The organism is Microbacterium mitrae (assembly GCF_008017445.1).
Lineage (GTDB): Bacteria > Actinomycetota > Actinomycetes > Actinomycetales > Microbacteriaceae > Microbacterium > Microbacterium mitrae.
In genome coordinates, this window is record NZ_VRSW01000004.1 from 238,364 (window position 1) to 260,412 (window position 22,049).

The window sequence follows — 22,049 nt, forward strand, 5'->3', positions numbered from 1 at the left end:
TACTCACCTACATCGCGGCGCTTCCGCGCGCAGCGTCGGCCTGCTGATGACGGTAGAGGGTGGCGCGGCTCCACCCGACCAGGCGGGCAGCGTCCTCGGCCGTGCGACCCCTCGCCCGCGCCTCCCTCGCCAACTGGAGCTTGTCCGCGATCACCGCGGGGTCCGACACTGGGCGGCCGAACCGCGTCCCGTTCTGCCGGGCCGCAGCGATGCCGGCCGTAACCCGCTCGACAATCAGTTCCCGCTCATACTCCGCGAGGGTCGCGAGCATGTTCAACATCAGCCGCCCCGTCGACGTCGCAGGGTCGATACCGTCCGAAATGGACCGCACGTGCACGCCCCGCCCGCGCAGCAGATTCACCGTGTTCAATACGTCAACCAGAGATCGGCCGAGACGGTCAACCCGCCACACGACCACCGTGTCGCCCTCGGCGGCATGCTCGAGAAGCTTCTTCATCCCAGGGCGTTCGATCGCGGCCCGGCTCCCCGACGTGACGTCCGCGAACACATCGCGCTTCTGCACGCCCGCCGCAACCAGCGCGTCGAGCTGCAGCTGCGCATCCTGGCTGGAGGTGCTGACTCGCGTGTAACCCAGAAGCCTCATACGGTCAGTTTGCCTCAGAAAGTCCTCTCCTGCACCCACGTAAGACGGATCACGGCAAGACAACTTTCCGAGACACATAGCGCCACGGAATCATGCGGACGCCGACAGTCGCTCAGAGCGAGGCGACGATGTCTCAAAAAGCTGTTGTATTTTGCGACGTGTCGATGCATCTGTCTGGTGTGCGGCGAGGCGACCCAAGTCCTGGAGCTAAGTCAGAGCGTCTATGCGAAAGGGTTTGAAGCAGGCGGGAAGCAGCGGGATGAGCTCCACTGTGCTCTGGATCTTTCCCGTTCACTGACGGAGGCCGATTCGGCGGCAGATAGCAGTACGTCGAGCACATGGAAGCCGAGTTCTCCGGAGGCCATGTGCGGGCGATCTTCGGCGATCGCGCCGACCATGTTCAAACCCCAAGCCCGCGGCCGACTTAGACCTGCTCGTGATCGCGCTGTGTTCGTCGGTGTGAGTCTCCGATGAGTCACTGTTTTGTCGATGATCGGGGGGTCAGCGATCTGCTACCACGTCCACGATGTCGGCGTGAGCTGAGTTCTCGATGGATCTAGGTGATACGGCGCCGCAGTTCGCGGGCGGTCTGCTCATCAAGGATGAGCTGCGTGATTATTCCCGCGCGAAGAGCCGCCAGTAGAGGGATGACCTTGTTTTCTCCGGCGACGGCGCACACGCGACGCGGTATGCGCGTGAGCTCCGCTGGCGTGGGACCGGTTGCACGTTCGTTCAAGGCAAGGTCCTCGTACGTCCCATCGGCTCGGAGGAACACCGTGCAAACGTCGCCGACCACTCCGGCCGACTCGAGCACACGAATGTCGTCTGGTTCGAGGTACCCCGCCGAGTAGACATGGCTAGGCACCTGGCCAGTCACGGCACCGATCGAGAACAGGGCGATGTCCGCCTGCCGCTGCACCTCGAGCACCCGCGCGATGGAGCGCTCACGCCACATCGCGTGTCGCGTGCTGGCATAGTCGAAGAAGGCAGGCACCGGAAACGACTGCACCCGCGCATCGAACGCCTCACCGAATCGAGAGATCAGGTTGTCCACATAGTCGACGCCCGACGTGCGGTTGTTCGCACCCCCGTTGAGCTGAACGATGACGCTTCCGCGCGTCGGCTTCTTCGTGAGATGCTGCGACACCGCGCCGAGAGTTCTTCCCCACGCGATCCCGAGGATCATGTCTGAATCGAACCAGTCGGTCACCATCTTGGCTGTGGCGGTGGCCACCTGATCCAGACGCTCCTGCATCGATGCGGAGTCGCTGACGGGCACCACATAGGCCTCGACGCCGAATTGCTCCGCGATGAGGTGGGCAACCTCCGGGGCATGTGAGGGGGTCGGGCGCAGCGTCACGCTGACGAGCCCTGACGACCGGGCTTCTTTGAGAAGTCGTGACACGGTCGATCTCGACATGTGCAACCGCTGAGCGATCGTCTCCATTTTGATGTCCTGGAGGTAGTACATCGAGGCCGCCGCCAGGATCGATTCGTCCTTACTCATAACTCTTCTGCACATTCGTGCAGGATCCATGCGCGATTTGGCATCATACGCCCAAGGCTAATACGCTTCAGGCTGTCCGCGGGAGATTCCGCCGGTCCTCAAGAACGGAACGCCATGCTCGACACTCGCCTCACGAAGGAATCCCGCGACCGCGCCCTCGCGCGTCTATCCGAGAGCTCACGGCCGGGGCGAGAGCTCGATGTCCTGGTGATCGGAGGCGGCATCACCGGTGCCGGCATCGCCCTCGATGCGGCGAGTAGGGGTCTCGAGACCGTGGTAGTCGAGGCGCAGGACTGGGGCGCGGGAACATCGTCTCGCTCGAGCAAGCTCGTGCACGGGGGTCTCCGCTACCTGCAGATGCTCGACTTCAAGCTGGTGTTCGAGGCATTAGCCGAGCGCGACCTCCTCCTGACCACCGTGGCCCCTCACCTAGTGCGCCCCGTGCCGTTCCTCTACCCATTGCGCCACCGGGTATGGGAGCGTGCCTTCGTGGGCGCGGGCATCGCCCTCTACGACGTGCTCGCGACCCTCCGACGGGGAAAGCGCGCCCTCCCCTGGCATCGCCACCTCAGCCGTGCCGACCTCGACCGGGTCTTCCCGGACCTCAGCGCGCGGGCGGCCGTCGGGGCGATCGAGTACTGGGACGCGACGGTGGACGACGCGAGATACGTCACGACACTCGTGCGCACCGCGGCGGGGTACGGGGCACAGGCGGCCACGCGCATACAGGTGGTGGAGCTGACCAAGAACGGCGCCGGTGTCGTCGACGGGGCGCTGCTGCGCGACCTCGAGACGGATCGCGTGATCGCCGTCAAGGCGCGCCATGTCATCAGCTCAACCGGTGTCTGGACCGAGCAGTCTCAGGCTCTCGCCGGCGAGACCGGCGGGCTGCGGGTGCTGGCCTCCAAGGGCATCCACATCGTCGTCCCCCGCGACCGGATCGAGGGCGACGCGGGTCTGATCCTGCAGACGAAGAAGAGCGTCCTCTTCGTGATCCCGTGGTCGCGGTACTGGGTCATCGGCACGACCGACACCCCCTGGACTGAAGACCTCGTCAATCCCGCCGCACACGCCCGCGACATCAACTACGTGCTCGACGAGGCGAATGCGGTGCTGGAAAAGGCGCTCACACACGACGACATCATCGGCACGTGGGCCGGGCTGCGCCCGCTGCTGCAGCCGGGCACCAAGGACGGCACCGCATCAGAGAAGGTGTCGCGCGAGCACACGGTCGCCTCGCCCGTCCCGGGGTTGACCGTCATCGCCGGCGGCAAGTTCACCACGTACCGGATCATGGCGCGGGATGCCGTCGACTTCGCCTTAGGCGCCGAAGCGGCCGCCCCGCGACCATCGATCACACAGACCCTCCCGCTCGTGGGCGGGCGCCCTTCGACCGACGGCGCCCCGGGCGCCCTCGCACGCCAGTTCGGCTGGGACGCGGCGATGGTCGATCACCTGCTGCACCGGTACGGCTCCGACATCCGCGACATCGCCGAGATCTGCGACCGCGACGAGACCATGTCCCGCCCGCTTGAGCATGCGCCCGCCTATCTGCGCGCGGAAATCGCGTACGCCGTCAGCCATGAGGGTGCGCTGCACCTGGAGGATGTGATGCACCGTCGCACCCGCATGGTCTACGAGTACGCCGACGAAGCGCTGGCGGCCCTTCCCGAGGTCGCCCGTATCGTCGCCGGCGAATTGGGCTGGTCAGACGCGCGGCGCGACGAGGAGGTCGCGGCGTATACCGCCGTGGCCGACGCGGTCGCCGCTGCGGCGCGCACGAGCGATGACGCCGCGGCCGCGCGCGCCAGGGCGGCCGCCCCCGGAGTCGCCGCCATGTCGCCGCGTCCCTGATCGCCGATCCCCCCCATCCCACCCCTCACACGCTTCGATGGAGAGCACCCCGTGACACGATACGTATTGTCGATCGACCAGGGCACGACGAGCACTCGCGCGATCGTGTTCGACCACTCGGCGTCGATCGTGGCCAGTGGACAGCTCGAGCATCTCCAGCACTTCCCCCGGGCGGGATGGGTCGAGCACGACGCCATCGAGATCTGGGACAACGTGCGCGAGGCCGTGGGACTCGCGCTCACCCGCGCGAACCTGACGCACGGCGACATTGCCGCGGTCGGACTCACGAATCAGCGCGAGACCACCATCGTCTGGAACCGCCACACCGGAGTCCCCGTGTGCCGGGCCATCGTCTGGCAGGACACGAGGACGCAGCGGATCGTCGAGGACCTCTCGCGCGAGCACGGGGTCGATCGGTACAAGGCGAGCGTCGGCCTGCCGCTGGCGACCTACTTCGCTGGCCCCAAGGTGAAGTGGATCCTGGACAACGTCGTCGGCGCCCGTCAGGCCGCCGACGACGGCGACCTGCTCTTCGGCACGGTGGACACCTGGGTCCTCTGGAACCTCACCGGCGGCGTGGAGGGCGGCATCCATGTCACCGACGTCACCAACGCCTCCCGCACGATGCTGATGAACCTCGACACTCTGGCCTGGGACGAGCAGATCGTGGCGGACATGGGTATCCCGATGTCGATGCTCCCGCAGATCCGGTCCTCGTCTGAGGTTTACGGTGTCGGTCGCGAGCACGGGATGCTCCCCGGAGTCCCGATCGCCGGAGTTCTGGGGGACCAGCAGGCAGCGATGTTCGGTCAGGCCTGCTTCAGCGAGGGCATGGCCAAGAACACCTACGGAACGGGGAACTTCCTGCTGCTGAACACGGGCCCCACGCGCGTGCACTCTGAGAACGGACTGCTCACTACCGTCTGCTACAAGATCGGGGACGCCCCGGCCGTCTACGCGCTCGAGGGATCGATCGCCGTCACAGGCTCCCTCGTGCAATGGCTGCGGGACAACCTCGGCATGTTCTCGGACGCGTCAGAGATCGAGCCGCTGGCCCGTGAGGTCGAAGACAACGGCGGCGCGTACTTCGTGCCGGCGTTCTCCGGACTGTTCGCCCCGTACTGGCGGCCGGATGCCCGTGGTGCTCTGCTCGGGCTCACCCGCTACGTCACGAGGCAGCACATCGCCCGTGCGGCCCTGGAGGCCACCGCTTATCAGACGCGCGAGGTAGTCGAGGCGATGAACGCGGATTCGGGCATCGCGCTGGCCGAGCTTCGCGTCGACGGCGGGATGGTGGCCAACGAGCTGCTCATGCAGTTCCAGGCGGATCAGCTCGGTGTAGATGTGCTGCGCCCCGAGGTCCTCGAGACCACCGCCCTCGGTGCGGCCTACGCCGCCGGCATTGCTGTCGGATTTTGGGGCGGTCAGGACTCCGTCACCGAGAACTGGGGCGAGGCCCAGCGCTGGAACCCCTCGATGCCGCTGCTCGAGCGCGAGCAGCTCTTCCGCAACTGGAAGAAAGCGGTCACCAAGACCATGGGTTGGGTGGACGGTGACGTGGACACCTGACCCCCGACACTCGCTCAGACCGAAACCCAACCGATACCCACGAAGGAGTAGGGATCTCATGAAAGCAACCTTCCTGAAAAGGAACCCATTCTGGCTCGCGCTGTCATTGGTGCTGATGCTGATGTCAGCGATAGTCGCATCTGCGGTACAGACGAACGCCGGGACCGTCGCGGTAAAGGACATGCGGTGGGAGACGTCGTCGGGCCAGATGATCAGCGCCCTTCTGTTCAAGCCCGACGCGGCGACCGCCGACTCGCAGGCCCCTGCCATCATCGTGTCGCACGGCTGGTGGAACAACCGCGAGATGCAGGACGCCAACTTTGTTGAACTCGCTCGTCGCGGGTACGTCGTGGTGTCCATCGACATGTACGGGCACGGCAACTCATCTCCACTGGTCAACGACCAAGTACAACTGGGCGGCACCGGCATGTACGACGTCGTGAAGCTCGTCGCCGATCTGCCATATGTGGACCCCGACATGATCGGCGTCTCCGGACACTCCAACGGCGCGCGGGCCGCGAACTTCTCGGTGGCCCTGGACAACGAGGCCGACGAGCAGCTCATCGATGCAGTCTTCCTCGTCGACAACGACCCGGTCTACACGGACGCCGACGGCGCGTACACGAACATCTACGGCACGCGCGACGTCGGTCTCGTCGCCGACCAGTACGACGAGTTCTTCTTCCGCAGCTACAGCCCGGAGGGTGTCGCACTGACCCCGCCGCGCGATTACATCTCGACCCCTAACGCGCAGTCCTTCCTGAACTTCGGCGCCGACCCGGCCGAAGGCGACCCGCGCTCGGCCGGTGAGTTCTACGCAGAGGGGGATGCCGATCGCATCGTCTACACCCCTGCCGAGACGCACCCGTGGGGCACGATCTCGAAGACGACCGTGGGTAGTCAGGTCGAGTTCTGGGAGCGCGTGTTCCCCGCCCCGAACGCGATCGATCCGGGCACCCAGGTGTGGCAGGTCAAAGAGACGGCGACCGCGTTCGGTCTCATCGGCTTCGGCATCTTCCTCGTCGCCTTCGCGCGTGCGCTCCTCGGCACGCGCGCCTTCGCGGGCCTCCGGGTCACCGACCCCGCCCCGCTCGCGGCCACGAGCCGCAAGGGCCTGGCCTGGTTCTGGGGCGGCCTGGTCGTCTCGGCGCTGTTCTCGGGCTGGAGCTACGTCTGGCTGAGCCAGCAGCCTGTGATGCAGGGCATTGCTTTCAATGCCGTGCCGACGATCTTCACCCAGGGCGCCGTGTTCTTCATCGCCACTTGGGCGGCGATCAACGGCGTCGCGGGGCTGATCATCATGACGGTCTCCTACTTCGCGTTCGGCAAGAAGAACAGCGTCGACCTGCGGGCCGCTGGGGTTCTGCCCGGCTGGAGGAAGTTCTTCCACGGCATCGGCCTCGGAGCGGTCGTCGTCGCGGCCGGATTCGGCATCGTCTTCGTGCTCGACTACTTCTTCAAGACCGACTTCCGGTTCTGGGTCGTGGCCGTCAAGGCGTTCGGAGCGGACAAGCTGTGGATCGGCCTGCTCTACGTGCCGTTCTTCCTCGTGTACTTCCTCGCGAACTCGGTGGCAATCAACGGCTTCAACCGGTTCACGCTGCGCGGCAAGGAATGGCTCAATACGCTGGTGCTCGCCCTGGCAAACGCGATCGCACCGATCGTACTCGTGATCGCCCAGTATGCGACGTTCTTCATCACCGGTGAGACCATCCCCGGCTTCGGCGGCATCTTCAGCATCTGGCTGTTCCCGGTCATCCTCATCCTGGCGGTCTCGGCCGTGATCTCGCGCAAAATTTACCGTGCGACGAACAACCCGTATATCGGGGGCTTCATCAACGCCGCCGTCGTGACGATCATTTCGGTCTCCAACACGCTAACCGTCGTGTACTGACCAGTCTCACCGAGTCGGACAGAGGGAGCGCTTCCGCCTTGAGGCGGGGGCGCTTCCTCTGTCGCGTCAAGGGGTCAGGCGAAGCCGGCACTGAACCACTTCGCGATCGCATTCGAAAGCCGGATCACCTGATGACCGCCAGATCAGATCCACCGTTATCGGACAGACCCAGTCGAGCTATCCGTGCGCCGACCAGCTGCCCGACCGTGCTGCGAATTTGGTGCCACGCGGGATGACGGTGTGACGCAGGTTCAGCGCAGGATGCCGCATTGTCTGGCTGCGGAGACGGCTGCGGTTCGTGAGGTGACGGCGAGTTTCGTGAAGATGTGGGCGAGGTGGGATTTGACGGTGGTCTCGCTGACGAAGAGTTCGGTTGCGATGTCGGTATTGGAGTGGCCGGCCGCGACGAGCTCAAGCACCTGCATCTCGCGACTACTGAGGCTTGCTTCGGGGGCTCGCATGCGGCTCAGAAGCCTTGAGGCGATGACGGGAGCGAGGGCGCTTTCCCCTGCGGCGGCGGCCCGGACGGCTGCGGCGAGCTCGTGGGGTGGGGCGTCTTTGAGGAGGTAGCCGCTGGCGCCGGCTTCGACGGCTCCCAGGATGTCGGCGTCGGAGTCGTAATTGGTGAGTACGAGCACGTAGGGGGCTGCGTCGAGGGCACGGATCCGCCGTGTCGCGTCGGCTCCGGTCATTGCGGCGTGAGCGCCGAACTGGAGATCCATCAGTACGACGTCAGGGTTGCTGTGTTCTGCGGCGGAAACCGCTTCGTCGGGTGTGGCAGCTTCCGCGATGACGTCTATCGCGGTCCGCACAGGAACTGGCCCCGCAACGGTGTTCAGCACAGACCAGGCGCGAAGACGAGCCCGCAACGCGTCCGGCGTCCAACGACACCTCATGATCCCGCTCCGCCCCATGCCCGGACACTGAGGATCCCTGCGACCCGTAGCGCTGACCGCCCGGCCTTGCTTCCGGCAGAGCGGTGTGTCGGTAGCTCGGTGACCGTGTCGCCGCCGATGGCGGCGGACAGCGCCGAGCGGCGCGGCCTGGGGTCGGCGCGTGGCGTTGACTTGCGCATTTGTGTGATCGGCATCTCTGCCTCCTGGGTACAAAAAAAGCGCCGCATATGCGACGCGCTGGGTCGCCGGACAAGCCGTGGGAACACGGACTCATTCACGGCGGAGCGCGACGGGTGGAAAGCAAAAGCGATACCGCTCCCGCACCCGTCATCCGCGGCGGGAGAACCTCATGACGGGCTCCCGCGATATCCAGAACGGCCCGCACAACGGTGGCGTCGATAAGACGCTGCGCGCTGGCGAAAGGGGCGGTCATGGACATGCCCTCACCATAGCCCGAACCTACAGAAAGGCAAGTCGGCACCCAGGAACCTAGCAGTCGCCCTGAACGAGGCTGGCAATCCCGTACCCGCAATGCGCAAATAGAGAACTTTTCGAGTGACTTCCAGGAGGCGAACACAGCTCATCGGCGACCTCGAATTCCGTTGTCTGCGAACTCCGCAACGGTGACGCGCACCGTCCGTACCGCGAAGATGAAGCCGGGAATGAGCAGCCACGCGATCCCGTAGAAATGGACGGCCACGAAAAGGAGACGCACCACCCCCAACGACACCGAGCAATCACAGAACACCGCCACAGACAGCCAAAACTCACATCGATTAGGTCGGCGAGTCGTGTCTCACGACCCGTGTCAGCAATCTATGTAAAACAAGCAGCGTTCGCGTTACACTGAGGCATGGCCACGATCGGTTACGCCCGAGTTTCAACCCGAGAACAGAATCCCGACGGCCAAACGGATGCGCTCAATGCGGCGGGCTGCGACAAGATTTTCGTCGAGCACGCATCCGGCACCCTGGCGAAGCGGCCGGCGCTGACGGAAGCCCTCGGGTATCTGCGCGAGGGGGACTCGCTCGTCGTGACGAAACTTGACCGGCTCGGCCGGTCGGTGAGGAACCTCAAACAGGTCGCGGACGAACTGCAACAGCGTGGGGTCGGTTTGAAGGCCCTCTCGCAGGGCATCGACACGACGACGCCGGGAGGCCGTCTGTTTTTCCACATGCTCGCCGCGATCGCGGAGTTCGAACACGACCTCATTGTGGAGCGCACCCACGACGGTCTCGCGGCCGCGCGCGCCCGGGGCCGGAAGGGCGGCCCGAAGTTCAAGATGACGCCGACGAAGATCCGGCAGGCCCGGGCGATGTATGACGAGGGCGGCCACACCGTCCAAGAGATTGCCGACACGTTCGGGGTATCCCGACCCACGATCTACCGGCACCTGGCCGAGCACGCCGAGCGGGCCTGACGAGGAATCATGGCGCGCCTCAGCGACCGGCAGAAAGCCGAGCTTGTGCGCCAACACCAGGACGGGGTGCCGTGGACGCGCATTGCGGAACACTCCGGCGTTGCAGTACGGACCCTGCAACGCTGGGCAGCCCGGATGGAAATGGGACAGCTCTCGCGGGCACCTCGCAGCGATAAGGGTTCGACGCGCATCAACGCCGAGCTGGTGAAGGCGATCGAGGCGCTTGCTGTGCGGCGTCCCGCGCCGACGATCGCGTATATCCACCGCCGTGTCGGTGATATCGCCAGGGGCCGAGGACTATCCGCCCCGGGATACACCACGGTCCGCGATATCGTGCACGCGCTCGACCCGGGCCTGACCGCTCTCGCGGACGGCGGGGACGCGGCCTATCGAGACAAGTTCGAGCTGGTCTACCGCCGCACTGCCTCCGCGCCGAATGAGCAGTGGCAGATGGATCACACTCTGCTGGATGTAATGATCCTCGATGACCGGCAGCAGCCCGTCCGTCCGTGGCTCACGATCGTGCTCGACGACTACTCGCGAGCGATCGCAGGCTACGCGGTCAGCGTCCCAGCACCCACAGCCGAGCATTCCGCGCTGGCGTTCCACCAGGCCATTGCTCGGAAACGAAGCCCGAAGTGGGTGGTGTCAGGTCTCCCGGACATCCTCTACAGCGATCACGGGTCCGACTTCACCTCGACCAGGATCGAGCACGTGTGCCTCGACGTGCACGTCCGCTTGATTCACTCACGGATCGGCGTCCCGCAGGGGCGCGGCAAGATCGAACGGTTCTACCGAACGATCACGACCGAGCTGCTGCCGCACCTGCCCGGCTTCATCCCGCACGGCACCGGTGGATCGCCCATCACCGAACCCGCGTTGACCTTGCACCAGCTCGATGACGTTCTCGAGCGATTCATCGTCGACGAATACAACGAACGCATTCACTCGTCGACGGGTGCTGCCCCGCACGAGCGATGGCGCAGCGACAGTTTCATCCCTCGAACACCCGCCCGCCTTGAAGACATCGATCTGCTTCTACTCACCGCAGCGACGACCCGTCGTGTGCAACGCGATGGGATCCGGTTCGCATCGACCCGATACATCTCCCCAGTCCTCGCCGCGTACGTCGGGGAAGACGTCACGGTGCGGTACGACCCCCGCGATCTCGGGGAGATACGAATCTTCCACGACAACATATTCCTCTGCCGCGCAATCGCCCCCGAACGCTCCTCCGAGACTGTCTCCTTCGCGGACCTACAAGCCGCGAGGAACACGCGACGTCGCGCTCTGAAACAGCAACTCCGGGAGCTCACGACTCACGCAGGCTCCCTTCCCGAAGACACTCGCCACCAACCTGAGATTGCAACGGCCTTCGACAACCCACCTGACCAGGCCGCGATACCTCCCGCACGACACGGATTGAGGACCTACGCCAGTGACTGACGCAGACAGCAAACCCCAGTCTCTTCTCTTCACGCCCGACGATGACGGACGCCGATTCCTCAACGGCCATTTCGACGAATTCACCGATGCGCCTCCGCCCCACGCGGACACCTTGCCCGCATTCGTGACCACACGTGAGCACCGACGATTCACCGAGTTCGCAGATACCGTCCGATCCCACCGCTACATCGGCCTCTGCTACGGACCACCCGGCGTCGGCAAGACACGCTCCGCACGCAACTACGCCGGCACCGACGAATGGGAACAGTGGTACCCGCTCTCCCGCGGCAAGGGCCCACTGCCGCCCGTGCCCGAAGCGGTCCAACGAAGCCGCACGGCATTCTTCACACCCACCGTCGCCGCAACCGTCAAACAGATCGATCAAGGCCTGCCCCGTGCGTGCCAGCAAATCTCCTGGGCCATCGACTACGCGCAGCACGGGCACGTCGATCCTTTCGTTCACGCCGAGTCCCAACACAGCGGGAACACCGAACTGCTCATCATCGACGAAGCCGATCGACTCAAAACCGCCGGCCTCGAACAAGTCCGCGACTTCTACGACCGCCACCGGATGGGCGTCATCCTCATCGGCATGCCCGGCATCGAAAAACGCCTCGCCCGCTACCCCCAGCTCTACAGCCGCATCGGCTTCGCCCACGAGTACCGGGCGCTACGCAACGACGAACTCACCGCCGTCGTCGCGCAGCGCCTCCCGGACCCTGACCCAGACGACTCCGAACTCGCACACACCGCAGCTCTCGCCGCAATCGTCCGCGCCACCAACGGGAACTTCCGTCTCGCCGACCGGCTCGTCACCCAGATCAACCGCATACTCGAGATCAACAAGCAGACGCGCCTCATCCCTGAGGCCGTCGACGCCGCCCAGGAAGCACTCCTCATCGGACGATAAGCGACGCGGGAAACACGACATTTACCGGCGCAAGTCACAGACGAGCGCGCGCCGGGCTTCGAAATGTGTCTCACTAACCGATCCCCTAACGGGCAGGTGTTTCCCGAATGGTTCACGACCGACGATACCTTCGAAAAGATCTATCGGAGGAATTCTACGCAGAGCAAGTTGCGAAAGCAGATCCGAAGTCGGCGATGGCACTTAACGCAGCCCTCGCCTCTTTGACAGCAGGTATAGGACTACTTATCGCGCGCCCTATCGGTTCGTATGTTTCCTCGCTCAGCATCGTCATGGTCCTGGTGGCGAATACTCTTTTGTCGCTAGCGGCAGTGTTCTTACGTCGCCGCGCGGCAATGCTGTTTCCGACGAGTGCGGAGCCCTATGCAGTCGAGAGTGACGCACCCGCCACTGCACGTGAACGATTCAAAGTGCGCGTTGTTCAGGCTGCATCTCTCGGAGTCGTATCACCCCTGACATCTGGAACACTGGCTTTAATTACCGCGATCTACGGCACCTATTTGGCGCTGTTCATCTCGCACGCGACAGAGAACTACAACCTCAATCTGGCTTTGTGTCTTTTGGTATTGGGGCGAGAGCAGTTCTCGGACCTCAAATCGCTCGTTGGCTCCGTGACCTTTCTACGTCGACGGTCAAGACGTTGGCATGGGTTGCTGCCGTCGAGGCATTCTTACTCATGGCGATCACGGGCGTCATTCTTACCAACCTCACCGGCGTGGGCCTTCTCCTCGTCGGCATTCTGGGGCTGGCCGTTCTCGGGATTTGCGCGACGGCGATGCTGACGCTCGTTCGGACAGAGCGTCAAGTTCGCCTGCGGTCGAAGACGTTTGTTTTCGCTGTCGGATGGTCGCATAGCTTTTCAGCTGCCGGTGCGCTACTGGGAACCTGGCTCGGCCTCGGGCTGGGTGTCGCGGATGACCCGACCGCAGGGTTAATGGTTTCTGCTTCGCTCGCGGCGATCTTCGCTGTTGCCTGCGCTGTTTCAGCGCGCACTAATCCGCAGTCGAAGTAAGCCGTGCGTCTGTGAGGACTTCTCTGCCTTCATCGGTGAGGTGGCGTGTCAACCCTGCGACGGATAGAGGCGGCTGTCAAGAGGTCCAAGACATCTCGCGACGCTCGAGAGTACGTGGGTAGAGCCGGTGAATTCGGCAGCCGCGATCGCTCGGTTCTTACGTTCATTTGTGGATGCGACGGACCGCGATCGTCATTCCTTGCTTGATGTTCGCGAGTTACGACCTAATCGCTTCGGCAGGCTCGATTCGGGTTGCTCGCCAGCTGGGCAAGATAGCGGCGACGACGCCTCCGACTACACCCACGGCAAGCGCAAGCAGCATACCGAGGAAGTCAAAGAATGGCGCATTTCCTTGGAAGGCGCTCGCAAGAATCACAATTGTAATGCCGGCGATGGTTCCAACCACGGCGCCGCTTAATCCAATCACGAAGCCTTCAATCATGAAGAGCGCGCCAATTCGCGAACGATGCGTTCCGGTGGCCATTCGGATACCAATTTCACCGTGACGTTGTCGGATGTTTGACGACATCATTGCTGCGATGGTTCCGATCGTCGCGGCTAACAGAACTGCCGCAACAACGAGGGTGAGAACGTTAAACGACGTTGCAACGCTACTACGCAACTGGGCAAGATTCGCAGCCCCTGCGACTGAATATCGCCCCGGACTCACCGCATCGAGGGAAATCGGAATAGCGTCAGCAATCGCCGAGGAGTGGCCAGGTTTCGTTCTAACGATAATCTCTTGCCTCGTCTGCAGCCCAAGGTTTGCCGCCGCCTGATTCGATATCATGACATCGGAGTTGAGGCTTGCAGCGTTCACAACGGCGATGACATCGAACGGCACCCCCGTGACGAAGACGACGGCCTCGACGCCGTCGATGATGCCAAGCGAGTCGGCCGCTTCTTCTCCGAGCACAGCAATTCGTTCGCCGATAATTGGCGCATCAAATAGCGATGCGACGTTTTCGGCAATGTGGATGTCAAGCGTCGCAAAAGTGCCGCCTGATATTCCAACCGCACCGACACCACCGGGATCGCCTGGTAGCGCCGCTGCATAGCGCCCGACTCTCGCATCAGCGGGCGCATAAAGATCGGCTCTACCCGCGGCTACGACACCGTCGATCGCACTGATTGTCAGAAGCGAATCATCCGAGAACGTATCCATTCGCGGGTCAGTTAACGCGACCCGCAGGTTCGAACTTGCGGCGTCCGAGATGAGGGAATCCACCTGGTTACTTGCCGAGAGGCTGAGGTTGACCGTTGCGCTTAGCCCAGCGACGGCAATGGCAGTTGTTAGGATCGCAACCAGACTACGCCCAGGGTTGTCCCACAAACTCCAAGCGGCCTCGCACACATCATCAATGGCCGCGCGTAACCATCGCCTCTTCGTGGCGCTCGGTATCTCGGTTCGCCCGAATTCGATGGTTTGCGGGGGCAGGCTCGATGTATCAGATACAACGGTTCCTTCGGCAACTGTGATCTGTCGCGAGGCCTCAGCGGCGAGTGCCGCGTCGTGGGTAACAACGACGATAGTGACACCGCTCGCGTTGAGCTCGCTTAGGAGGTCAAAGATGTGGCGCGCATTCGACTCGTCGAGGTTGCCTGTTGGCTCGTCGAGAAATAGAACCTGCGGCTTTCCGACCAGCGCGCGCGCGATTGCCATTCGTTGCCGCTCACCGCCAGATAGTAGCCTCGCCACGTGCTGCGCACGGTGCCCGATGTTCGCTTGCTCGAGCGCATCAAATATTGCGGCACCACGTTCCTCGAATGGCACGCTTTGAGAGATGAGGGGGACTTCCACGTTCTTTGTTACGGTGCGCGCCTCAAGAGCATTGGAGTGCTGAAATACAAAGCCGAACCGCTGCGACCGTAGTTGTTGACGCTGGCGGTCCGAGGCATGCGCCATCTCCTTGCCGCCGACGGCGTACGAGCCTCCATCCGGGGAGTCAAGGAGCGCCAGTACATTGAGGAGCGTGGACTTACCCGCACCTGATGGACCCACAATCGCCACGTATTCACCCGCGTGGATATCAAGCGTGATGTCGTGGAGAGCGGGAGCCGCCGCGCCTGTGTAAGTGCGTTCGACTTGCTGAAGACGAAGGAGAGGAAGCATCGTTTATTTCACAGAAGCGGACACAACGACACTGGCGCCGTCTTGGATGGCCTCGCTACCCGTCACACCGGTCCAACCGCCCTGTTGCCAGATCGGTGTCACGTCAACTTCGGTGTAAACATCTCCTTCTTTGAGGACGACCCACGTTCGGCCCGAACTTTGCCTGATCGCGATGGTCGGGACAGCAAGGTCTGTCGCCTCGTTTGAGGAGAAATGCACCTGAACTTGTTCCCCAGCTGCCGCCACGTCTTGGGAGTCAAGCGCGATTACCACCGGATACCCGGACTTCGTTGATCCTCCCTGCGCTTGGGGGTCGGCGGGTGCAAAATCACCGATCTCGGTCACGAGCCCAGTTCCTAGCGAGCCACTACCCGGTCGCGTGATCTCCGCTTCAGAACCAACCTCGATCGCCTTTACGGTCAGCGGATCCACGATGGTTTGCACTACCGCGATATTTTGCTGCGCGGTGACCACAGGACCAGTCGTCACCGCGATACCCCGGCCGACGGCCGTGACAACGACGAAGTCGCCGCGCGGCACGGCCGCGATCGCATCGCGAGCAAGACTCGCCCCCGGAGTTTCGCCGGGGGCGGAGGAGCCCGCATTTGTATACATTTGGCTCACAGCCCGCACGGTCAATTCGTCATATGCGCTGCCACCTGGGTCAGACCGAAGCCCCGCTTCATGGAGCGCATCGTTGAGCGCTGCCACGTCAGACCCGGTTGTGCCGACAACAAGGTCACGCCACGGCAGAACATCAAGCTCGAGAGCAAAAACCGGTTGATCGTTAATGCTGAAAAGCATCTCGCCCGAAACCATAACCTTCCCGGGTTCCGCGGCCATGGCTGTCACAATGGCAGGTTGCTGCGTCGCGAAATACTCGAACGTCGTCGCTGGAGCGACGGTGCCGACAGATTGGGGAAGTGCGTACGGTTTTAGCTCAACAGATGCGATGACCTCGCGCGGTACTGAAGCCTCCGCGATCTCCTGCTTCAGCCCCGACTGCATGAGAGAACCGACCACAACGCCTACTCCCCCTGACAGCAGGATCGCGGCCGCGATCAATGATGTCAGCACCGGACGAGGGAACCGCGGAACCCGCACAGAGTCTCGCCGCGTCGCCGGCACGGGCTTACTATCCGTCACAGCTATCCGTCACAGCTATCCGTTCTCGCCGATATAGGCCTCAGCAATTGCAATTGTCTCGTCAATCTTCGCGCGTTCAGCGTTGAGAGCGGCTTGATTTTCTGTGATGAACACTGTCTGATAGCTGGCCTGAATGTCGGCAAGCTGCTGCACCACATTAAGTTTCTGTTTGCATTGCACGTCGATGATTGCAATCTCCAGTACTTGCTCGGTCGAAGCACCTTCGGTGTTGGGCTGCAACGTCGCACCCTCAACGAGCGACAGTCCTTCCTCTTCAACGCACGAGTTCCAGTCCGCAATAATCGCTTTCGCTTCGGCATCGCTCATCGTGAGGTCGTAGCTCTCAATTTCTCCACGCCCGGCGAGCGTCTCCACCTGCTGCACGCGAGGGAAGGAATCGACTGCCTCATTCAGGCATCGCTCTATCGTGTCCTCCGTGCCAGCAACCGCGGTATTAGATTCGAGTATCTTTTGCTCGTCGGCAGTGCGCGGCCGAACATCGTACCCATATTTCGCGGCTTCGTCTAATACCCAAATTCCGAAAGTCCGATAACCCACTCGCGGTGAAAATGTGCGCCGATCAATCGCCTGTAAGGGGACGCCCTCCTCTTGCGCACATTTGGCCAACTTGAGATCGATGGCGTAATCAACGATGTTATCTTCCGCAAACGATGCGGAATACGCGTCAAGCGGAAGCTGCGCCGTACCAGCTACCGGATCCAGCTGTGCTTGACCTGAGATGACTTCGTGTTTGCTATAGTCCACCTCCCCCCCGTCGGATCCGCAGGCTACGACCAGCAAACTGATCGTAGCCAGCTGGATCATCAGGATGGCCTTCCGATTGATTGTCACGTGCGGTCATCCCTCCAGGCCCCACTAGAGCCAGAGATTGCTTTCCAAATTGTCATTCCAATAGCCTGCTGGCCTTCCCCCGGTCGTGTCCCAAAAAAGATCGGTGTGGCGCTTGGTCGTTCCGCGATAAACCGTGAAGTTCGCACCGCTGTAGTTCATGTTGACATACACGTTTACGTTGCTCATGGTGCCGTTGTTCCACAGAGAGCTCGTCACATTGTTGTAGTAGCCCCATGAGCCGTTCCATGATGGATTGTCATACTGTCCGGCAAAGTTTGGCCCGTTGCCGTTTGAATCGTAATACGCACACAGATACCCCGGGTTACAGAAAGCCCACGCCGCGTTTGCGGGTGTAGCCGCGAGCAAGCTACCTGCCATTATTGCTGCTCCCATCGCAGCACCAGCTACCAACCGTTTCTTCATCACAATCTCCTTTGATCGGACTTTTAGCGACCTTACGCCCCTGTATGGATGATCGTAGGTTGGGGACGTTCTGAATCGCAAGCGTTTCGAACCTGGAGTATCCGGTTGCTCACAAGCCTTCACAGAACGAATCGAAACGTTGCTCGAGCTACCCGATTTGTCGGCACGTGAGGTCTCAGTACTCTTGGGAAGCGGCAAAATTGGTGAGATCTCTGTCTCAGCCTATGAAGCAGCCCATGCTGAATATGCTCGCTGCGGGAGTTCCGAGATTCACCCCGGTTCAAAAACAAAAGCCCAGGTTGCAACCTGGGCTTTTTGAGTCCACTTGGCGGAGGCCTGCGTGGGAAGTAGGCATTCCCGGATAGTTATTGTCCAGAAGACGCCGATATTGTGCGTCGCGCAATTACGCCTACTCGGAACCTTCTTCATGACGTGTATCGGATCACCGTCACACCCCAGGTGACCGCATCGTCGAATTGCGGAAGGCCAGTCCGAAGACTGGCCTTCCGGCAAGGTGCTCTCCGGGACTTAGCAGAGCCGGTGTAAAACACCAGCCACCTACTGCGTGACGGAAATGCCTTTCCCGTCTCTGCTGGGACCACTTACATGGTGACCACCATCAACGGAGGCGACCTTCCTAGATGCCCGAGGGTGTTTCAGAAGGATTCCTTGCGGTCTCCACTATAGCGGAGACAAGTCCCTCAAACCCGGAAAATCCGGTAGAATCGAAACTGCAAGAATCAGTGCAACCCATGTACTACCCTTTGTGAAACCTGGCAATGTACGCTAGCGCAACCTCCTAGGAGATTCCCTCTGATGCCCGAATATACCACAGGCTCCAAAGTGCGAAACGAGAATTCTGAGTCGTCGCGTGCCTCTGGGGCGCCACAGCCATTCGGGCACAGGAAGGGTGCGGGGGCACCTGTACGTCGCGCATTCATTGAGCGCACCGACGACTCCCCCTCCCCCCTAAGCCTGTTGCTCAGCGGAGCGAACGCCTCTCGTGGTGGCGGCGGCCGGGGCGGTAGATTACGGGTCGCGCTCGTAATCACTCTTATCTGGCAGCTCGCTAAGAGCCCCCACACGACCATCCGGCCAGCTCGCTACTGGGCAGTTCTGCTCAAGTTGGAGGACCCGGATCGTGCGGGCTCCCGTGCGATCCGTAGCACTTTGCTCGAGATCGAACGTCGGGGCTTCATCCGAACCGAAGAACGCGGTCCAGGCAAGGTGCCAGAGATCATCCTGCGAGATGAATCACTGCGGGGCGTGGATTATAAGCTGCCATATCTCCAAGCAATCGAGGAAGGAGCAGCGGGCAGCACGAGCTACTTTCGGGTGCCCGAGACGTTCTGGTCATCTGGGCTGTGTACCGACCTCAGCGGAGCTGGACTCGCAATGTATTTGATCGCGATGTCACGGGCTGGGTGGGGTAACGATCCTTCGTTTTGGCTCTCCCCAACGCTATTTCGTAAGGAGTACGGGCTCGGAGAGTCAACGCGCAAAAAGGGACTCAAGGAACTTGTCGATCGCGGTGTGCTGACCCATGAGCTGCGTTCCATCGATCGCAACGGCGAATCAGGGCATAGACGCTTCGTCAGAAGCGTCTACACGATCGTTTCAGATTACCGGGCCGCCGGAGCAACAGAACCTCTCCCTCCCTCGCCTAAAGAACAGCCAACACTGGAAGAACTGCTTACTTTCTTTCACGCTCACTCGAAGGAAAGCTGAATCTGGAATCGACAGGCTCCGTTGACACGGGAGACATCATCGTCGTGCCGTCGTTGCCAACGCGCATTTCGATGGATGCAGAGACGATGGCGGGGCCACACTGGCTAGCGGGGAGAGCATTTGTGCAGGGCTTGCCGGCGTAGCCATCGATACGATTCCAATGGCCTATCTACTTCGCAGTATCTCTGGAGACGCCGCGTGGACCACGCCTGCGCGAGACCGTCGACGAGTTTCCCAAAGTCCCATTTCTCGGCATTAGCAGCATGGGATTCCCCGACGGCTGGGGTAAACATGATGTGGTCATCATCTGAGTGGCCAATCAATAGGTGGTGCCTAAGCTGAACGCGCTGAATGCCGTAGCCAACTCGAGGCCGATAACGACCTCGACCAACACCGAATTGGTGACCCGATTTGTCCCCACTTTTGTCGCGCGGGGAAGCGACTTCCATCACCTGGCAGACTCCATCGCATCGCACGAAGACTGCCCTCGGCTGGGTGATCCAGAGGGCACGGTCATAAACTCGACCGTATCCGCGGCCCCCTATTCGTTACTCACGGTTCCATCGGAACATGTGTTCTGGGCTGCCGAAGTGCCGGTGATGGTAGACGGGAGTTCAGTGATTCCTTCGGCCACCGGGATGTCCGTCGTGTTAGTTGGATCTGTTCCGTCAACGGCTCCGCTTCCGGTGTCCTGGGCTTCGCCTTCCGGTGAAAGCGGATCTTGCACGGTGAGCGAGCCCCCGGTCCCACCGGTGACGGAGAGCGACGTGTTAGCTTCGAGCGCCGCCCACAGTGCAGCGGCATCCAGTTCGTTCGGGGCAACTCGATTTGGGTCTGGCGCGTAGTCAACCACGGGGTATTGAACGAAAACGAAATCGCGAAAAGGTACATCCTTCACCGCAAGTGCAATCTGCATCAACTTGTACGGATCCGTCATGCTCGTGGAGGGATCGATTGCCTCGACAGCAACCTTGCTGAGCCGAAGGAGTGTTGCAGGATTCGAGAGAACTTGTGCACTCATTAGCTTGTTGACCAGCTTCGACATGTACTGCTGTTGGTTGCTGATTCGGGCAAGATCTGAACCATCACCTACTCCGTAGCGAAGACGGAGGAAGTAGTGCCCCGTATCGTGGTGTAGCCCGCGGTGGCCCGCCTCGTCGCTATGACGTGAGCGCGGTCACCGTGTGATCCTTCGAGGAAACTCTCACATCCCACTCGAAAGGCATCATCACGATGACCGCACCTCATATTGTCGACCCTGCGAGCGTGCTCGCTGAAGCCCTGTCCGACGCGTCGCCGGATCTGATGCGCAGTCTGCTGCAGACCATGATCAACGCGCTGCTGTCCGCTGACGCGGACGCCGTCGTCGGCGCGGAATGGGGCAAGCCCTCACCCGACCGCACCGCGCAACGCAACGGCTACCGGCACCGGGACCTGGACACCCGCGTCGGGACGATCGACGTTCAGATCCCGAAGCTCCGGCAAGGGACGTACTTCCCGGAATGGCTGCTGGAGCGCCGCAAACGGGCCGAGACCGCGCTGATCACCGTTGTCGCGGATTGCTATCTCGCCGGAGTGAGCACCCGCCGGATGGACAAACTGGTGAAGACTCTCGGGATCCACTCGCTGTCGAAGTCGCAGGTTTCACGGATGGCCGCCGACCTCGACGAGCACGTCGACCAGTTCCGGCACCGCCCGCTCGGCGACGCCGGCCCGTTCACGTTCGTCGCCGCCGACGCGCTCACGATGAAGGTCCGCGAGGGCGGCCGGGTGATCAATGCGGTCGTGCTGGTCGCGACCGGCGTCAACGCCGACGGGCGCCGCGAGGTCCTCGGCCTGCGGGTGGCGACCAGCGAGACCGGGGCGGCCTGGAACAGCTTCTTCGCCGACCTCGTCGCCCGCGGCCTGGGCGGGGTCCGCCTCGTCACCAGCGACGCCCACGCCGGACTGGTCGAGGCGATTGCTGCGAACCTGCCCGGCGCTGTCTGGCAGCGCTGCCGCACCCATTACGCCGCGAACCTGATGTCGGTGACGCCGAAGACCATGTGGCCGGCGGTGAAGGCGATGCTGCACTCGGTCTACGACCAGCCCGACGCCGATGCCGTCAACGCCCAGTTCGACCGGCTGCTGGATTACGTCGACGGGAAGCTCCCCGACGCGCACGAGCACCTCGACGCCGCGAGGGCGGACATCCTCGCGTTCACCGGGTTCCCAGAGGGTCTCTGGCAGCAGATCTGGTCGAACAACCCCAACGAGCGCCTCAACAGGGAGATCCGCCGCCGCACCGACTCGGTCGGCATCTTCCCCAACCGCGACGCGATCATCCGCCTCGTCGGCGCCGTCCTCGCCGAGATCACCGACGAATGGGCCGAAGGCCGCCGCTACCTCGGGCTCGAGATCCTCACCAAGAGCAGGCTCACCCTCATCGCCGACTCCGACATCGAGGAGGTGACCGACACCGTCCTCGAACTCAGCGCCTAACCCCTCAAATCGAAGGACGCCGCGCTACACCACTACGCGGGACTTGACCGCTCAAATCACCGGTTCAGTTGGCACCGTCGACGACAGCTACTACATCGCCTCGCTGACGCCCTGGATGGGCTCTACAAGGCAGAACGCCCGCCCAGCATGACCCTCCGCGACCGAGGTCGCGTTCC

General features: G+C 62.3%; 18 protein-coding genes and 1 pseudogene. 9 read left to right on the forward strand and 10 right to left on the reverse strand.

Going from position 1 to position 22,049, the window contains the following annotated elements; translation table 11 throughout:
* Window positions 1-7 precede the first annotated feature (7 nt).
* Entirely contained in the window at window positions 8-604 is a 597-nt protein-coding gene (locus tag FVP60_RS11695; RefSeq protein ID WP_147826457.1) for a recombinase family protein, read from the reverse strand.
* A gap of 556 nt (window positions 605-1,160) precedes the next feature.
* Window positions 1,161-2,111 carry a sugar-binding transcriptional regulator gene (locus tag FVP60_RS11705; protein ID WP_147826459.1) on the reverse strand — a complete coding sequence of 317 codons (951 nt, stop codon included), beginning with the start codon at window positions 2,109-2,111 and terminating at the stop codon, window positions 1,161-1,163.
* A 114-nt stretch (window positions 2,112-2,225) separates the two neighbouring features.
* Between FVP60_RS11705 and FVP60_RS11710 the strand changes: the two genes are divergently transcribed.
* Genes FVP60_RS11710 through FVP60_RS11720 form a run of 3 tightly spaced genes read left to right on the forward strand, consistent with a single transcriptional unit; the run spans window position 2,226 to window position 7,428 of the window.
* The gene (locus tag FVP60_RS11710) at window positions 2,226-3,965 is read left to right on the forward strand and encodes a glycerol-3-phosphate dehydrogenase/oxidase (protein WP_147826460.1); all 1,740 of its coding nucleotides are present in this window, start codon (window positions 2,226-2,228) and stop codon (window positions 3,963-3,965) included.
* A gap of 51 nt (window positions 3,966-4,016) precedes the next feature.
* Window positions 4,017-5,534, forward strand: coding sequence for a glycerol kinase GlpK (gene glpK, locus FVP60_RS11715; RefSeq protein WP_147826461.1), 1,518 nt, complete (start codon window positions 4,017-4,019; stop codon window positions 5,532-5,534).
* A 58-nt stretch (window positions 5,535-5,592) separates the two neighbouring features.
* On the forward strand, window positions 5,593-7,428 hold the full coding sequence (locus FVP60_RS11720) for an alpha/beta hydrolase family protein (RefSeq protein WP_187240663.1): 1,836 nt from the start codon (window positions 5,593-5,595) through the stop codon (window positions 7,426-7,428).
* A 251-nt stretch (window positions 7,429-7,679) separates the two neighbouring features.
* Here the strand turns inward: FVP60_RS11720 and FVP60_RS11725 are convergent, their stop codons facing one another.
* Together FVP60_RS11725 and FVP60_RS13105 are read right to left on the reverse strand one after the other, a co-directional pair.
* On the reverse strand, window positions 7,680-8,240 hold the full coding sequence (locus FVP60_RS11725; protein ID WP_281289128.1) for a LuxR C-terminal-related transcriptional regulator: 561 nt from the start codon (window positions 8,238-8,240) through the stop codon (window positions 7,680-7,682).
* Window positions 8,241-8,598: 358 nt separating this feature from the next.
* Entirely contained in the window at window positions 8,599-8,757 is a 159-nt protein-coding gene (locus FVP60_RS13105; protein WP_187240666.1) for a hypothetical protein, read from the reverse strand.
* A gap of 420 nt (window positions 8,758-9,177) precedes the next feature.
* On the opposite strand from FVP60_RS13105, the gene FVP60_RS11730 reads away from it, so the two are divergent.
* The 4 genes from FVP60_RS11730 (at window position 9,178) to FVP60_RS11745 (ending at window position 13,130) form a co-directional block, all read left to right on the forward strand.
* A complete protein-coding gene (locus FVP60_RS11730; RefSeq protein ID WP_147826464.1) occupies window positions 9,178-9,744 on the forward strand; it encodes a recombinase family protein in 567 nt (188 codons plus the stop codon).
* A gap of 9 nt (window positions 9,745-9,753) precedes the next feature.
* Complete coding sequence (locus FVP60_RS11735; RefSeq protein WP_147826465.1) at window positions 9,754-11,190, forward strand: Mu transposase C-terminal domain-containing protein; 1,437 nt, start codon at window positions 9,754-9,756, stop codon at window positions 11,188-11,190.
* Window positions 11,183-12,100: an AAA family ATPase gene (locus FVP60_RS11740; RefSeq protein WP_147826466.1), complete on the forward strand. Its 918-nt coding sequence runs from the start codon at window positions 11,183-11,185 to the stop codon at window positions 12,098-12,100. The genes FVP60_RS11735 and FVP60_RS11740 overlap by 8 nt, the downstream gene beginning before the upstream one ends.
* Window positions 12,101-12,758: 658 nt before the next feature.
* On the forward strand, window positions 12,759-13,130 hold the full coding sequence (locus FVP60_RS11745; protein WP_147826467.1) for an MFS transporter: 372 nt from the start codon (window positions 12,759-12,761) through the stop codon (window positions 13,128-13,130).
* Window positions 13,131-13,347: 217 nt separating this feature from the next.
* On the opposite strand, the gene FVP60_RS11750 is transcribed toward FVP60_RS11745, so the two are convergent.
* The 5 genes and pseudogenes from FVP60_RS11750 to FVP60_RS11765 form a co-directional block, all read right to left on the reverse strand.
* Window positions 13,348-14,793 carry an FtsX-like permease family protein gene (locus FVP60_RS11750; RefSeq protein ID WP_246132593.1) on the reverse strand — a complete coding sequence of 482 codons (1,446 nt, stop codon included), beginning with the start codon at window positions 14,791-14,793 and terminating at the stop codon, window positions 13,348-13,350.
* Window positions 14,794-15,243: pseudogene (locus tag FVP60_RS13370) on the reverse strand (ABC transporter ATP-binding protein); the annotation flags it as partial.
* A 3-nt stretch (window positions 15,244-15,246) separates the two neighbouring features.
* Complete coding sequence (locus FVP60_RS11755; RefSeq protein WP_147826469.1) at window positions 15,247-16,389, reverse strand: efflux RND transporter periplasmic adaptor subunit; 1,143 nt, start codon at window positions 16,387-16,389, stop codon at window positions 15,247-15,249.
* A 15-nt stretch (window positions 16,390-16,404) separates the two neighbouring features.
* Window positions 16,405-17,241, reverse strand: a complete 837-nt coding sequence (locus tag FVP60_RS11760; protein ID WP_147826470.1) for a hypothetical protein — start codon at window positions 17,239-17,241, stop codon at window positions 16,405-16,407.
* 24 nt (window positions 17,242-17,265) lie between these two features.
* Window positions 17,266-17,664 (reverse strand): peptidase inhibitor family I36 protein, encoded by a 399-nt coding sequence (locus tag FVP60_RS11765; RefSeq protein WP_147826471.1) that lies wholly within the window; start codon window positions 17,662-17,664, stop codon window positions 17,266-17,268.
* A gap of 1,170 nt (window positions 17,665-18,834) precedes the next feature.
* On the opposite strand from FVP60_RS11765, the gene FVP60_RS11770 reads away from it, so the two are divergent.
* Complete coding sequence (locus FVP60_RS11770) at window positions 18,835-19,392, forward strand: hypothetical protein (RefSeq protein WP_147826472.1); 558 nt, start codon at window positions 18,835-18,837, stop codon at window positions 19,390-19,392.
* Between the two features lie 541 nt (window positions 19,393-19,933).
* Here FVP60_RS11770 and FVP60_RS11775 read toward each other — a convergent pair.
* Window positions 19,934-20,437, reverse strand: a complete 504-nt coding sequence (locus tag FVP60_RS11775) for a hypothetical protein (RefSeq protein ID WP_147826473.1) — start codon at window positions 20,435-20,437, stop codon at window positions 19,934-19,936.
* Between the two features lie 188 nt (window positions 20,438-20,625).
* On the opposite strand from FVP60_RS11775, the gene FVP60_RS11780 reads away from it, so the two are divergent.
* Window positions 20,626-21,873, forward strand: a complete 1,248-nt coding sequence (locus FVP60_RS11780) for an IS256 family transposase (RefSeq protein ID WP_147826474.1) — start codon at window positions 20,626-20,628, stop codon at window positions 21,871-21,873.
* The last annotated feature ends 176 nt before the right edge of the window (window positions 21,874-22,049 follow it).